Raw genomic sequence first — 14,629 nt, forward strand, 5'->3', positions numbered from 1 at the left:
CTGATAGAAACAGAAGCCACTGGAGCACCTCAAAAACACCATCATACACTAAATCAGTAAGTTGGCAGCATCACCCTAACGGTGGTGTACTGGATGTGAACGTTGATCAGTTTGATACTGAAGCATTCCGTACCGATAAACTGGAGCTGACCAGCGGCAACATCGCTGACCATAACGGTAACGTGGTTTCTGGTGTATTTGATATCAACAGCAGCGATTATGTTCTGAACGCTGACCTGGTGAACGACCGTACCTGGGATACTGCTCAGGCTAACTACGGCTATGGTATTGTTGCTATGAACTCTGATGGTCACCTGACTATCAACGGTAACGGCGACGTAGACAACGGTACTGAACTGGATAACAGCTCTGTAGACAACGTTGTTGCGGCGACCGGTAACTACAAAGTTCGTATCGACAACGCAACTGGCGCTGGCGCAATCGCTGATTACAAAGATAAAGAAATTATCTACGTAAACGACGTCAACACCAACGCTACCTTCTCTGCTGCTAACAAAGCTGACCTGGGTGCATACACCTATCAGGCTGAACAGCGCGGTAACACCGTTGTTCTGCAACAGATGGAGCTGACCGACTACGCTAACATGGCGCTGAGCATCCCGTCTGCAAACACCAATATCTGGAACCTGGAACAAGACACCGTTGGTACTCGTCTGACCAACTCTCGTCATGGCCTGGCTGATAACGGCGGCGCATGGGTAAGCTACTTCGGTGGTAACTTTAACGGCGACAACGGCACCATCAACTATGATCAGGATGTTAACGGCATCATGGTCGGTGTTGATACCAAAGTTGACGGTAACAACGCTAAGTGGATCGTCGGTGCAGCAGCAGGCTTCGCTAAAGGTGACATGAACGACCGTTCTGGTCAGGTAGATCAAGACAGCCAGTCTGCCTACATCTACTCTTCTGCTCGCTTCGCGAACAACATCTTTGTTGATGGTAGCCTGAGCTACTCTCACTTCAACAACGATCTGTCTGCAACCATGAGCAACGGTACTTACGTTGACGGTAGCACCAACTCCGACGCTTGGGGCTTCGGTTTGAAAGCCGGTTACGACTTCAAACTGGGTGATGCTGGTTACGTGACTCCTTACGGCAGCGTTTCTGGTCTGTTCCAGTCTGGTGATGACTACCAGCTGAGCAACGACATGAAAGTTGACGGTCAGTCTTACGACAGCATGCGTTATGAACTGGGTGTAGATGCAGGTTATACCTTCACCTACAGCGAAGACCAGGCTCTGACTCCGTACTTCAAACTGGCTTACGTTTACGACGACTCTAACAACGATAACGATGTGAATGGTGATTCCATCGATAACGGTACTGAAGGGTCTGCGGTACGTGTTGGTCTGGGTACTCAGTTCAGCTTCACCAAAAACTTCAGCGCCTATACCGATGCTAACTACCTCGGTGGTGGTGACGTAGATCAAGACTGGTCCGCGAACGTGGGTGTTAAATATACTTGGTAATATTCTTCACTGCGAAGAAATAGGTAATTTAATCTAAATAATGCCCGTCAAGGATTTGACGGGCATTACTGCAAAGGACGCGCAAATGTTATCTGTAGTTAAACCTCTTCAGGAATTTGGTAAGCTCGATAAATGTTTGTCCAGATACGGCACTCGCTTCGAGTTTAATAATGAAAAGCAAGTTATATTTTCAAGTGACGTTAATAGCGAAGACACATTCGTTATTTTAGAAGGTGTTATCTCTCTGCGTAGAGAAGAAAATGTACTTATCGGTATTACCCAGGCTCCTTTTATTATGGGACTGGCTGATGGTTTAATGAAAAACGATATACCATACAAATTAATATCAGAAGGAAACTGTACGGGATATCATCTGCCTGCCAGACAAACCATTTCTCTGATTGAACAACATCAACTCTGGCGTGACGCTTTTTACTGGTTAGCGTGGCAAAATCGAATTCTGGAATTACGTGACGTTCAGCTTATTGGACATAATTCTTACGAACAAATTCGCGCCACTTTATTATCAATGATTGACTGGAATGACGAATTACGCGCACGTATTGGTGTGATGAATTATATCCATCAACGTACACGCATATCACGTTCCGTCGTCGCAGAAGTTCTCGCGGCTTTGCGCAAAGGCGGCTATATCGAAATGAATAAAGGCAAACTGGTCGCTATCAACCGTTTGCCTTCAGAGTATTAATCAGGACGCGGGGATGACCAGCGGTTTATTCCCGCTCAGTTCGGTTACCAGATCATTGATACCATCGCTCATGTTTTTAAAGCGAGTCAACGGCGAGCGAGTGACGACCACAAAAGCACCAATATTTTTTTGCGGGATCATCGCCATATAGGTAATGAATCCGCCGCCGCCACCAGTTTTCTGAATAATTCCCGGACGCCCATCTTTCGGCGCCATATATACCCAGCCTAAACCGAGCGCATCCGCTCTGCCAGGTACATCCATGCCGATCACTTTCGTAAACTGCGCGCGTTGATAAATCAGCGTCTGCATACGATCCGCCTGGTTACTGCGCTGATAAAAATCAGACGACAAATACTGCTGCATCCAGCGCATCATATCGCCAGGCGTGGAATAGACGCCGCCGCTACCGATTGCCGCCAGCGTGTTATTGCACGGACTGGCACCGCGCTCGGCAACCATTAAACGTCGGCACTGATCTGGCGATGGCGTGTAGGTGGTGTCTTTCATCCCCAACGGACGAGTGATCTGCTCTTCAAACAACTGTGTATAAGGCTTTCCGGACGCATTCGCCAGCGCATCCGCCAGCAGATCAAACGCAAGGTTAGAGTATGCAGCCTGACTGCCGGGCGCGGCTTTCAGCTTCGCCGTAGAAAGGTATTTCCAGCGTTGTTCGCGTGTCGGCCAGACAAACACCGGACGATTTGCTGCACCGCCAGGCTGTTCACGCGGCAGGGCGCTGGTATGGGTTGCCAGATTCACCAGCGTAATGGGCTTTCCATTGTAGGTCGGCACGCGTGTGCCTGGTGGAGCATATTTACTTAACGGGTCGTTTAACTTCACCGTGCCTTGATCGAGCAGCTTAACCAGCATTTCACTGGTCATCAGTTTAGTGAGGGACGCAATTCGGACTACAGAGTCTAATTGTGGGCGAACGTTATTACCGGGACGCGTTTCCCCATAACTGCGAAAGACGCGCTGATTACCGTCAATAACGACCAGTGCCATCCCCGTGGCACCGCTGCCGTAAAAAATATGATCGGCATAGCGATCGACAATATCAGAGGCGAACTCCGGTTCGGTGATCGGCTGCGCCGCATGGACTGAGGTCAATGACGCCGCACACAGCACGGCAGAAAAAAGCAGACTACGTTTCAACGGTGGTGTCCATAAATTAAATGAAGGTAACTGAGCGTATTTATACTACTCATAGATGGATTGCAAAGGGCGAATTAGTGCAATAATAGTGTTAAAAACGTAACGGCGCGTAAACACGATCTTTTTCCTGAGCACCAATGCCTGCATTTGTGATCCTGCGCGTGTGAATCTGCTAATGTAAACAATCCTTTGTTTGTGAAATCCGTCGAAACAATTCTTACGGTCAGCATGACGAACTAAGTACCTTGCCGTTGGTCACAATGGGCGGTTTCATTTAGCTGGCTCCTCGGAGCAATCATGCGGTTAATGCACAGCAGTTGTTAAAACGATAAGAAGTTAGCAGGAGAGCATATGTTTAAGTCTTTTTTCCCAAAGCCGGGAGCCTTTTTTCTCTCGGCCTTTATTTGGGCACTGATTGCCGTGATCTTCTGGCAAGCCGGTGGTGGTGATTGGGTGGCGCGTATCACCGGAGCTACTGGGCAGATCCCGATTAGCGCCGCACGTTTCTGGTCGTTAGACTTCCTGGTTTTTTACGCTTACTACATTGTTTGTGTAGGGCTTTTTGCGCTGTTCTGGTTTATCTACAGTCCGCATCGTTGGCAATACTGGTCAATACTCGGCACTGCGCTGATTATCTTCGTTACCTGGTTTCTGGTGGAAGTTGGGGTTGCCGTCAACGCCTGGTATGCACCGTTCTATGACCTGATTCAAACCGCGCTAAGTTCGCCGCATAAAGTCACCATCGAACAATTTTATCGCGAAGTGGGCGTCTTTCTTGGAATCGCGCTGATTGCTGTGGTAATCAGTGTGCTGAACAACTTCTTTGTCAGCCATTACGTGTTTCGCTGGCGTACGGCGATGAACGAATATTACATGGCGAACTGGCAACAACTGCGTCATATCGAAGGTGCCGCCCAGCGTGTGCAGGAAGATACTATGCGTTTTGCCTCAACGCTGGAGAATATGGGTGTCAGTTTTATTAACGCTATCATGACGTTAATCGCTTTCTTACCGGTACTGGTGACGCTCTCCGCACATGTACCGGAATTGCCGATTATCGGGCATATACCATATGGACTGGTGATTGCAGCCATCGTATGGTCGTTGATGGGAACCGGATTGCTGGCGGTTGTGGGTATCAAACTGCCGGGGCTGGAATTTAAAAACCAACGCGTAGAAGCGGCTTATCGTAAAGAGTTGGTCTACGGTGAAGATGATGCATCGCGCGCGACGCCGCCAACGGTACGTGAGTTGTTCAGCGCCGTGCGGAAAAACTATTTCCGCCTCTATTTTCACTATATGTATTTCAACATCGCCCGTATCCTCTATTTGCAAGTCGATAACGTTTTCGGTTTGTTCCTGCTGTTTCCGTCGATTGTTGCCGGTACGATTACGCTCGGACTGATGACGCAAATTACCAACGTTTTCGGTCAGGTTCGTGGTGCTTTCCAGTATCTGATTAACTCGTGGACTACGCTGGTTGAGCTGATGTCTATCTACAAACGTCTGCGTAGCTTTGAACATGAGCTGGATAGTGACAAAATTCAGGAAGTAACCCATACGTTGAGTTAAAAAGGAGAGGTAATGTCGCAGGTCACTCGTCTTTCTTCGCTTTCATTATTGGTAGTTCTGGTTTTAGCGGGGTGTAGTAGTCAGGCTCCGCAACCGTTGAAAAAGGGTGAAAAAGCGATAGATGTGGCGAGCGTGGTGCGGCAGAAGCTACCCGCCAGCGTGAAAGACCGCGATGCCTGGGCGAAAGATCTTGCCACCACTTTTGAAAGTCAGGGGCTGGCACCGACGCTGGAAAACGTCTGCTCGGTGCTGGCAGTGGCGCAGCAGGAGTCAAATTATCAGGCAGATCCGGCTGTTCCGGGCTTAAGCAAAATTGCCTGGCAAGAGATTGACCGTCGCGCCGAACGGATGCATATCCCCGCGTTTTTGGTTCATACCGCGCTAAAAATTAAATCGCCAAACGGCAAAAGTTACAGCGAACGGTTAGATTCTGTGCGTACAGAAAAGCAGTTAAGCGCGATTTTTGATGATCTGATCAGCATGGTGCCGATGGGGCAGACGCTGTTTGGTTCGCTCAACCCGGTACGCACCGGTGGGCCGATGCAGGTCAGCATTGCTTTTGCCGAACAGCATACCAAAGGTTATCCGTGGAAAATGGACGGAACGGTACGTCAGGAAGTCTTCAGTCGTCGCGGTGGCTTGTGGTTCGGTACTTACCATTTACTGAATTATCCTGCGAGTTACAGTGCGCCAATCTTCCGTTTTGCCGATTTTAACGCTGGCTGGTATGCCAGCCGGAATGCCGCGTTTCAGAACGCGGTCAGTAAAGCCAGCGGCGTGAAGCTGGCGCTGGATGGTGATTTAATTCGCTATGACAGCAAAGAGCCTGGGAAAACAGAACTGGCAACGCGCAAACTGGCGGGCAAACTGGGAATGAGCGACAGCGAAATCCGCCGACAGTTAGAGAAAGGGGATAGCTTCTCTTTTGAAGAGACGGCGCTGTACAAGAAAGTTTATCAGCTTGCAGAAGCGAAAACGGGGAAATCTCTGCCACGAGAGATGTTGCCTGGCATTCAGTTGGAAAGCCCGAAAATCACCCGTAATCTTACCACCGCATGGTTTGCGAAGCGCGTTGATGAACGACGCGCGCGTTGTATGAAACAGTGATCAATCGAGAACACCAGGCCAGATAAGGCGTTTTAGGCCGCATCTGGCAAAGTAAATCTTACTGGCGGCGATGTCGCCAGTGCAGCCATAGCGCCACCACTGCAAAAATGAAGCAGCCAACTAAAAACGGGATCAGCCCGAAAATAGTGCCGACTCCCAGACCAATTTCCACCCGTGGACGGCCTGTCTCTTGCACCTGCATCAAACGCTCATAAACGCCGGGCGCATGTACCAGGAGATTAAGCAATTGCGCCCCAGCCCAAAAGCAAAACAGTACAAACAGCGCATAGGCAATGTTGCCAGGCGTTGAAGAGGCGTTGCGATATTTTCCGCTAAACAGCGATTTTGACAGGGTGAAATCAGCCATAAAAACCTCCGGAAGTCATCTGCTTCTCTTCTGGTGTGATACCAGCGGCTTATGGCAAGTCTGACAGGTCATTTAGATTGTCAATATCAGAATCATGGTAAATTGATGGTGGGAATATTCCCGAAGCGTGAATATTCGCCATGAGTCACAAAACGGTAACTTTAAGTTAAATTTTTTAACGATACGGGAAATGCTGTCTACACCACAGACGTATGTTATCGATTATGCGAGGATGTGATTTTTCGTTAACGGAGCCGCCATGAATCTGCCTGTAAAAATCCGCCGTGACTGGCACTATTATGCGTTCGCTATTGGCCTGATTTTCATTCTTAACGGTGTGGTGGGGTTGCTGGGATTTGAAGCAAAAGGCTGGCAAACCTATGCAGTCGGTCTGCTGACGTGGGTGATCAGTTTCTGGCTGGCGGGAATGATTATTCGTCGTCGCGAAGAGGATACTGAAAACGCCCAATAACAGAGGATTGGGCGTTCTGGAGTGCTGACAAAGTGTTCGTTGTTTTGCCGGATATGGCTTGAACGTCTTACCCTGCCTACAAAATAGTGCAAAATCAATACATTGCAATTATCTGGTAGGCCTGGTAAGCGAAGCGTATCAGGCAATCTTACCTTTGCTATCAGTCTTAAACGGCCAATAAAAATATTACCGGGCGATTGAAAATTACATAGTGGTTTTCAATGCGTTATCCGCAGCATGACGTTCCAGTGCCAGCTCAATCAAACGCGTGATCAGGTCGGTGTAACTCAGGCCGCTGGCTTGCCACAATTTCGGATACATGCTGATATTAGTGAAGCCTGGCAGCGTGTTGATCTCGTTGATCACCACTTCGTTTTCCGGCGTTAAAAAGACGTCTACACGCGCCATGCCAGCACATCCCAACGTCTGGTAAGCCTTAACCGCAATCGCCCGGATCTTATCGTTGATTTCTGGCGCAATGGTCGCCGGAACCACCACTTTTGCACCATCTTCATCAATGTATTTGGTGTCGTAGGCGTAGAAATCACTGGTCAGTACGATCTCGCCACAGGTGCTGGCCTGCGGATTGTCATTGCCCAGAACCGCGCATTCGATCTCACGCCCTTTGATTCCTTGCTCAACGATCACTTTGTGATCGAACTCGAACGCCAGATCGACGGCAATTGTATACTGTTCTTCGCTGGTTACTTTGCTGACGCCTACGGAGGAACCCTGGTTAGCCGGTTTTACAAACAGCGGTAAACCCAGTTTAGACTTCACTTCGGCAAAACTGATGTTGTGGCGATTGGCGCGCGTCAGGGTAATAAATGGCGCGATGTTCAATCCGGCATCACGCAGTAGACGTTTGGTGACATCTTTATCCATACATGCAGCAGAAGCCAGAACATCGGAACCAACAAATGGTAAATTGGCGACGCGTAACATCCCCTGCAGGGAGCCATCTTCGCCCAGCGTACCGTGGACAATCGGGAAAATGACATCCACCGTTGGTAATGGTTGACCATTCTGTGCATCAATAAGCTGGTGTTCATGTTTACCCGGCACCTGCGCAAGGCTGGTCGCCGAAGGACGCAACGCAATATGGGCAGGATCGTCTGCGTTTAGCAGATAATTACTGGCATCGCTGACGTGCCATTGCCCTTGTTTATCAATGCCCAGCAGCACAACGTCGAAGCGACTTTTATCAATGGCATCAACAATGTTTTTTGCCGATTGCAAAGACACTTCATGTTCCGCTGATTTTCCACCAAAAACGATACCTACCCGCAGTTTTTCCATCTTAAAAACCTATCCCGTCGAACATAAAGCACATACATTACCACGACGAAACGGTTGATTCGCGGCCTTCTGACAGAATGTTGCAATCTTCTGGTCACAAAGCGCCCAGCGTACTGACTGAGAAATATCAATGGCTAAATTATGTGCGTTAGATCACAAAAATGATGAACGGGAAGCTAATTTATCTCTGGTATTAACCATGGTTCAATCAGTGAATAGCTTAATAATAAGTTAACGAAGTAAATATATTTCATAACTTTTTATTATATTAATGCTTTATAATTGAATAGCTGTTTTATTTATAAGGGAATTATTTAAATAAGAGAAACGTTTCGCTGATAAATATGTGCAAATATTTTTGCAAAGTATTTCCTGTGTCATAAAAATACTACTTACAACCCCTATGCAGTTATGAAGCATAATGTTAACTTCTCCATACTTTGGATAAGGAAATACAGACATGAAAAATCTCATTGCTGAGTTGTTATTTAAGCTTGCCCAAAAAGAAGAAGAGTCGAAAGAACTGTGCGCGCAGGTTGAGGCACTGGAGATTATAGTCACCGCGATGCTTCGCAATATGACGCAAAAAGACCAACAGCAGTTGATTGATCAGGTTGAGGGGGCACTGTACGCGGTAAAGCCCGATGCCAGCATTCCTGACGACGATACGGAGCTGCTGCGCGATTACGTAAAAAAGTTATTGAGGCATCCTCGTCAGTAAAACGTTAAACCTTTTCAACCGTTGTCATAAAGCTGTCACGGCAGAGACTTATAGTCGCTTTGTTTTTATTTTTTACTGTATTTGTACATGGAGAAAATAAAGTGAAACAAAGCACTATTGCACTGGCTCTCTTACCGTTACTGTTTACCCCTGTGACAAAAGCCCGGACACCTGATGTACCCATTCTGGAAAAACGAGCTGCACAAGGAGATATTACTACGCCGGGCGGCGCTCGCCGTTTAACTGGCGATCAGACTGCTGCCTTGCGTGATTCTCTTAGCGATAAACCGGCGAAAAATATTATTTTACTTATTGGCGATGGGATGGGGGATTCGGAAATAACTGCCGCACGAAATTATGCCGAAGGTGCGGGCGGTTTTTTTAAAGGAATCGATGCCTTACCGCTTACCGGACAATACACCCACTACTCGCTGGATAAAAAAACCGGTAAACCGGACTATGTCACCGACTCCGCTGCATCAGCAACCGCCTGGTCAACTGGCGTCAAAACTTATAACGGCGCGCTGGGCGTCGATATTCATGAAAAAGATCATCCAACGATTCTGGAGATAGCAAAAGCCGCAGGACTGGCGACCGGCAACGTTTCAACGGCAGAATTGCAGGATGCCACACCCGCCGCGCTGGTGGCGCATGTGACATCGCGCAAATGCTACGGACCGAGCGTGACCAGTGAAAAATGCCCAAGTAATGCGCTGGAAAAAGGCGGTAAAGGTTCCATTACCGAACAACTTCTTAACGCCCGTGCCGATGTTACGCTTGGCGGCGGTGCAAAAACGTTTGCAGAAACGGCAACCGCCGGTGAGTGGCAGGGAAAAACGCTGCGTGAACAGGCGCAGGCTCGCGGCTATCAGTTAGTGAGTGACGCAGCATCGCTGGAGGCAGTAACGGAGGCAAATCAGGATAAACCGCTACTTGGGCTGTTTTCTGACGGCAATATGCCAGTTCGTTGGGAAGGGCCGAAGGCGTCTTATCACGGTAATATCGATAAACCCGCAGTAACCTGTACCCCGAATCCGCAACGAAATGACAGTGTGCCGACGTTAGCGCAGATGACCGATAAAGCTATTGAGTTATTGAGTAAAAACGAGAAAGGATTCTTCCTGCAAGTTGAAGGTGCATCTATCGATAAACAGGATCATGCCGCTAATCCTTGTGGGCAAATTGGTGAGACGATTGACCTCGATGAAGCGGTACAACGTGCGCTTGAGTTTGCCAAAAAAGATGGCAATACATTGGTGATAGTTACCGCTGACCACGCTCACGCCAGCCAGATTGTCGCGCCGGATACCAAAGCTCCGGGTCTGACTCAGGCATTAATGACCAAAGATGGTGCGGTGATGGTAATGAGCTACGGTAACTCGGAAGAAGATTCACAAGAACATACCGGCAGCCAGTTGCGTATTGCCGCTTATGGTTCTTACGCTGCCAATGTGGTTGGTCTGACCGATCAGACCGATCTCTTCTACACCATGAAAGCCGCGCTGGGTCTGTAGTCAAAACGCATCTGGCGGTGAATTTTTGCCGCCGGTTGGTATTTTTTCTGTTAGCAACCAGACTTAAAGGCAGATCACGGGCGCAAACGCTCTTGGTTAAAATGTGAAGAGGGATGGTGCTATGAAAATAACATTACTGGTTACCCTGTTATTCGGTTTAGTTTTTTTAACCACTGTCGGCGCTGCCGAGAAGACGTTAACCCCGCAACAACAACGTATGACCTCCTGTAATCAACAGGCGACGGCGAAGGCGTTGAAAGGGGATGCCCGTAAGACGTATATGAGTGATTGCCTGAAGAACAGCAAATCTGCGCCCGGCGAGAAGAGCTTGACGCCGCAGCAGCAGAAGATGCGTGAATGCAATGGCCAGGCGACGCAGCAATCTCTGAAAGGCGATGATCGCAATAAGTTTATGAGCACTTGCCTTAAGAACGCCGCCTGATCCCTGATAGTGCTAACGGGTGAGCTAAGAAAATGGCTCACCCGAAATATCATACTTCCGCTTTTCGCCCCATCTCTATAATTTGGGAAAATTGTTTCTGAATGTTCCCAAAAATAATGAATGATGAAAATTTTTTCAAAAAAGCGGCGGCGCACGGGGAGGAACCACCATTAACTCCTCAAAACGAACATCAGCGTTCCGGGCTGCGCTTCGCCCGGCGCGTCAGGTTACCCCGTATGGTAGGACTGGCGGGGATGTTCTTACCGATTGCTTCAACGCTGGTTTCGCATCCGCCGTCGGGCTGGTGGTGGCTGGTGTTAGTGGGCTGGGCTTTTGTCTGGCCGCATTTAGCCTGGCAGTTAGCGAGCAGAGCCATTGATCCGCTTGGTCGGGAAATTTACAACTTAAAAACCGATGCGGTGTTAGCGGGAATGTGGGTAGGCGTGATGGGCGTAAACGTGCTGCCTTCGATCGCGATGTTGATGATTATGTGTCTGAATTTGATGGGAGCCGGTGGCCCTCGTCTGTTTGTCGCTGGTCTGGTGCTGATGGTCGTTTCCTGCCTTGTCACCCTCGAACTGACGGGTATCACGGTGTCACTAAATAGTGCGCCGCTGGAATGGTGGCTCTCACTGCCCATTATCGTCATTTATCCTTTGCTGTTTGGCTGGGTTAGCTATCAGACGGCAACAAAACTTGCAGAACATAAACGCAGATTGCAGGTAATGAGTACCCGCGATGGCATGACGGGCGTTTACAACAGGCGTCACTGGGAACTAATGTTGCGCAATGAGTTTGATAATTGTCGGCGACATAACCGCGATGCGACGTTGTTAATCATCGATATCGACCATTTCAAAAGTATCAACGACACCTGGGGCCACGATGTGGGCGATGAAGCGATAGTTGCTCTCACCCGTCAGTTACAAATTACTCTGCGCGGTAGTGATGTGATTGGTCGTTTTGGGGGGGATGAATTTGCGGTGATTATGTCTGGTACGCCAGCAGAAAATGCCATTACCGCCATGTTACGGGTACATGAAGGGTTAAATACATTACGTTTACCAAATACGCCGCAGGTAATGTTGCGGATAAGTGTCGGTGTCGCGCCGCTGAGCCCGCAAATGAGTCACTATCGTGAGTGGCTGAAATCGGCAGATATGGCACTTTATAAAGCAAAGAAAGCCGGACGTAACCGCACCGAAGTGGCGGCCTGACGTCCGGGGAGAGTGCATCAGGACTTGCTAAGTTTTTCTGATTTTTCCATACACTTCGTCATTGCTTCGATCACTGCGGCACGGAAACCTTTCTCTTCCAGTACGCGCACCGCTTCAATGGTGGTGCCTCCTGGTGAGCAAACCATATCTTTCAACGCGCCCGGATGTTCTCCGGTTTCCAGCACCATTTTTGCAGAACCCATTACCGCCTGGGCGGCAAATTTATACGCCTGCGCGCGTGGCATTCCCCCCAGCACGGCTGCGTCGGCCATCGCTTCGATAAACATAAAGACATAGGCAGGAGAAGAACCACTCACGCCGACCACCGGATGGATCATTGGTTCGGCAATCACTTCCGCCTCGCCAAAGCAGCGGAAAATATTTAGCACATCAGCAGTATCTTCAGGCGTAACCAGCGCGTTTGGCGTTACGGAAGTCATCCCGGCATTGACCAGCGCAGGGGTATTTGGCATCGCGCGGATAATTTTCCGGTCATGGCCCAGTGCGCGGGCAAGTTGGTCGAGTGTGACGCCCGCTGCAATAGAGACAACCAGCGAGTCTTTATTCAGGCTGGACGTGATTTCACTAAGCACTTTGATCATGATGCCCGGTTTAACGGCGGCAAAAACGATGTCGGTGATTTGTGCCACTTCCTGCGCTGACTCTGCGGCGTTGATGCCGAATTGATCGTGTAAAGCAGCGACTTTATCCGGGGAGGGGGTATACACCCAGATTTGCCCTGGAAGCACCTGACCACTGGCAATCAGACCGCCGAGAATGGCTTTTCCCATATTACCGCAGCCAATAAAACCGATTTTCTTTTCCATTGCCTCACTCCTGCCGTGAAATTCATTGTTTTGATAATCGCTGGCAGAAGCATAAACAGAACTATGCCGGAAGGCAAAAGCGCGACACAATAGAGGATTACCCAACAAAGGATGACTTTATGACAATTTGGGTGGACGCCGACGCGTGTCCCAATGTAATTAAAGAGATTTTGTATCGCGCGGCTGAACGTATGCAAATGCCGCTGGTACTGGTGGCTAACCAGAGTTTACGTGTACCGCCATCGCCGTTTATTCGCACGCTACGCGTCGCGGCAGGTTTTGACGTTGCCGATAATGAAATTGTACGTCAGTGTGAAGCGGGCGATTTGGTGATCACCGCAGACATTCCTCTGGCTTCTGAAGCCATTGAGAAGGGAGCAGCGGCACTTAATCCACGTGGTGAACGTTACACGCCAGCGACCATTCGTGAACGTCTGATGATGCGCGATTTTATGGATACCTTACGCGCCAGTGGTATCCAGACCGGAGGGCCAGATAGCTTTTCGCAGCGTGACCGCCAGGCATTCGCCGCTGAACTGGAAAAGTGGTGGCTGGAAGTGCAACGTAGTCGCTCATGAATGTAATTTATTAGTTACACTTCTTTCTTGAGTATTTCTTGGTATAGTAAAGAGTGTATTGAAAATTTCACCCTAAGTGGAATCATTTCTTTACAATCGAAATTGTACTAGCTTGATGGTATGATCGCTATTCTTACGAACCCGGCTTTCGCCGCATTGCGACCTTTTGGGGAAAACCCACGATGACACAACCTCTTTTTCTGATCGGGCCTCGGGGCTGTGGTAAAACAACGGTCGGAATGGCTCTTGCCGATTCGCTTAACCGTCGGTTTGTCGATACCGACCAGTGGTTGCAATCACAGCTCAATATGACGGTCGCGGAGATCGTCGAAAGGGAAGAGTGGGCCGGATTTCGCGCCAGAGAAACCGCAGCACTGGAAGCGGTGACAGCACCATCGACCGTTATCGCCACGGGGGGCGGCATTATTCTGACGGAATTTAATCGTCACTACATGCGTAATAACGGGATTGTGGTTTATCTGTGTGCGCCAGTAGCGGTACTGGTTAATCGCCTGCAAGCGGCACCCGAAGAGGATTTGCGGCCAACTTTAACCGGAAAGCCGCTAAGTGAAGAAGTTCAGGAAGTACTGGAAGAACGCGATGTGTTATATCGTGAAGTCGCGCATATTATCATTAACGCTAATAATGAACCCAGTCAGGTGATTTCTGAAATTCGTAGCGCCCTGGCACAGACGATCAATTGTTGACTCCCGAGCGCCTATACTTAACGTTCATCCCGTGAAATAAGGAAGAACGATGCCAACGAAACCGCCTTATCCTCGTGAAGCATATATTGTAACGATTGAAAAAGGAAAACCAGGGCAGACCGTAACCTGGTATCAGCTCAGAGCCGATCATCCCAAACCTGACTCTTTAATCAGCGAACATCCGACCGCTCAGGAAGCGATGGATGCTAAAAAACGCTATGAGGATCCTGACAAAGAGTGACCGTATCAGACTGCTCGGAAGGGACTCTGAGTGCTACTACAAAGGATCTGCGTCACATTTTTCACAATTCATGTTTTTCAAATAATTAGAATATTAAACAATAACAATCTATTACTGGAATCATTTGGAATCTTTACATTATTCCGGGCGCGTCTACTGCTACGCTTTTTGTCATTTGTAGCACAGGTAAGTGCCAGCAGTGGTG

At 48.8% G+C, this 14,629-nt stretch carries 16 protein-coding genes; 12 read left to right on the forward strand and 4 right to left on the reverse strand.

Features of this window, described 5'->3' with window-relative positions:
- On the forward strand, positions 1 to 1,493 hold a 1,493-nt coding region (locus FC814_RS04050), incomplete at its 5' end, for an autotransporter outer membrane beta-barrel domain-containing protein (RefSeq protein ID WP_301546355.1).
- An 85-nt stretch (positions 1,494 to 1,578) separates the two neighbouring features.
- On the forward strand, positions 1,579 to 2,202 hold the full coding sequence (gene iprA, locus FC814_RS04055) for a hydrogen peroxide resistance inhibitor IprA (protein WP_024212617.1): 624 nt from the start codon (positions 1,579 to 1,581) through the stop codon (positions 2,200 to 2,202).
- Here iprA and ampH read toward each other — a convergent pair whose 3' ends face one another.
- Positions 2,203 to 3,360, reverse strand: a complete 1,158-nt coding sequence (gene ampH, locus FC814_RS04060; RefSeq protein ID WP_000830753.1) for a D-alanyl-D-alanine-carboxypeptidase/endopeptidase AmpH — start codon at positions 3,358 to 3,360, stop codon at positions 2,203 to 2,205.
- Positions 3,361 to 3,711: 351 nt separating this feature from the next.
- Between ampH and sbmA the strand changes: the two genes are divergently transcribed.
- Together sbmA and yaiW are read left to right on the forward strand one after the other, a co-directional pair.
- Positions 3,712 to 4,932 (forward strand): peptide antibiotic transporter SbmA, encoded by a 1,221-nt coding sequence (sbmA, locus tag FC814_RS04065; protein ID WP_000477003.1) that lies wholly within the window; start codon positions 3,712 to 3,714, stop codon positions 4,930 to 4,932.
- A 12-nt stretch (positions 4,933 to 4,944) separates the two neighbouring features.
- Positions 4,945 to 6,039 carry a surface-exposed outer membrane lipoprotein YaiW gene (yaiW, locus tag FC814_RS04070; protein ID WP_000084714.1) on the forward strand — a complete coding sequence of 365 codons (1,095 nt, stop codon included), beginning with the start codon at positions 4,945 to 4,947 and terminating at the stop codon, positions 6,037 to 6,039.
- A 58-nt stretch (positions 6,040 to 6,097) separates the two neighbouring features.
- Here the strand turns inward: yaiW and FC814_RS04075 are convergent, their stop codons facing one another.
- The gene (locus FC814_RS04075; RefSeq protein ID WP_000763150.1) at positions 6,098 to 6,406 is read right to left on the reverse strand and encodes a YaiY family protein; all 309 of its coding nucleotides are present in this window, start codon (positions 6,404 to 6,406) and stop codon (positions 6,098 to 6,100) included.
- A 259-nt stretch (positions 6,407 to 6,665) separates the two neighbouring features.
- Here FC814_RS04075 and FC814_RS04080 point away from each other — a divergent pair, with 259 nt between their 5' ends.
- Positions 6,666 to 6,878, forward strand: coding sequence for a DUF2754 domain-containing protein (locus FC814_RS04080; RefSeq protein WP_016159209.1), 213 nt, complete (start codon positions 6,666 to 6,668; stop codon positions 6,876 to 6,878).
- Between the two features lie 204 nt (positions 6,879 to 7,082).
- Here the strand turns inward: FC814_RS04080 and ddlA are convergent, their stop codons facing one another.
- Positions 7,083 to 8,177 (reverse strand): D-alanine--D-alanine ligase, encoded by a 1,095-nt coding sequence (gene ddlA / locus FC814_RS04085; protein ID WP_000413688.1) that lies wholly within the window; start codon positions 8,175 to 8,177, stop codon positions 7,083 to 7,085.
- A gap of 460 nt (positions 8,178 to 8,637) precedes the next feature.
- Here ddlA and iraP point away from each other — a divergent pair, with 460 nt between their 5' ends.
- The 4 genes from iraP to adrA all read left to right on the forward strand — a co-directional run bounded on the left by iraP (position 8,638) and on the right by adrA (position 12,071).
- Positions 8,638 to 8,898 (forward strand): anti-adapter protein IraP, encoded by a 261-nt coding sequence (gene iraP, locus FC814_RS04095; protein WP_000792977.1) that lies wholly within the window; start codon positions 8,638 to 8,640, stop codon positions 8,896 to 8,898.
- Between the two features lie 101 nt (positions 8,899 to 8,999).
- Complete coding sequence (gene phoA, locus FC814_RS04100) at positions 9,000 to 10,412, forward strand: alkaline phosphatase (RefSeq protein ID WP_137325559.1); 1,413 nt, start codon at positions 9,000 to 9,002, stop codon at positions 10,410 to 10,412.
- A 121-nt stretch (positions 10,413 to 10,533) separates the two neighbouring features.
- Positions 10,534 to 10,854 carry a phosphate starvation-inducible protein PsiF gene (psiF, locus tag FC814_RS04105; RefSeq protein ID WP_010344700.1) on the forward strand — a complete coding sequence of 107 codons (321 nt, stop codon included), beginning with the start codon at positions 10,534 to 10,536 and terminating at the stop codon, positions 10,852 to 10,854.
- 101 nt (positions 10,855 to 10,955) lie between these two features.
- A complete protein-coding gene (adrA, locus tag FC814_RS04110; RefSeq protein ID WP_000484073.1) occupies positions 10,956 to 12,071 on the forward strand; it encodes a diguanylate cyclase AdrA in 1,116 nt (371 codons plus the stop codon).
- A gap of 17 nt (positions 12,072 to 12,088) precedes the next feature.
- On the opposite strand, the gene proC is transcribed toward adrA, so the two are convergent.
- The gene (gene proC, locus FC814_RS04115) at positions 12,089 to 12,898 is read right to left on the reverse strand and encodes a pyrroline-5-carboxylate reductase (protein ID WP_010344698.1); all 810 of its coding nucleotides are present in this window, start codon (positions 12,896 to 12,898) and stop codon (positions 12,089 to 12,091) included.
- Between the two features lie 119 nt (positions 12,899 to 13,017).
- On the opposite strand from proC, the gene FC814_RS04120 reads away from it, so the two are divergent.
- The 3 genes from FC814_RS04120 (at position 13,018) to yaiA (ending at position 14,424) form a co-directional block, all read left to right on the forward strand.
- Complete coding sequence (locus tag FC814_RS04120) at positions 13,018 to 13,476, forward strand: YaiI/YqxD family protein (protein ID WP_000158147.1); 459 nt, start codon at positions 13,018 to 13,020, stop codon at positions 13,474 to 13,476.
- Between the two features lie 182 nt (positions 13,477 to 13,658).
- Positions 13,659 to 14,183: a shikimate kinase AroL gene (gene aroL / locus FC814_RS04125; RefSeq protein WP_137325560.1), complete on the forward strand. Its 525-nt coding sequence runs from the start codon at positions 13,659 to 13,661 to the stop codon at positions 14,181 to 14,183.
- A 49-nt stretch (positions 14,184 to 14,232) separates the two neighbouring features.
- Positions 14,233 to 14,424 (forward strand): protein YaiA, encoded by a 192-nt coding sequence (gene yaiA, locus FC814_RS04130; RefSeq protein ID WP_001142439.1) that lies wholly within the window; start codon positions 14,233 to 14,235, stop codon positions 14,422 to 14,424.
- Positions 14,425 to 14,629: the final 205 nt, after the last annotated feature.

This window comes from Escherichia sp. MR, from assembly GCF_005280595.1.
In the GTDB taxonomy this organism is placed as follows: domain Bacteria; phylum Pseudomonadota; class Gammaproteobacteria; order Enterobacterales; family Enterobacteriaceae; genus Escherichia; species Escherichia ruysiae.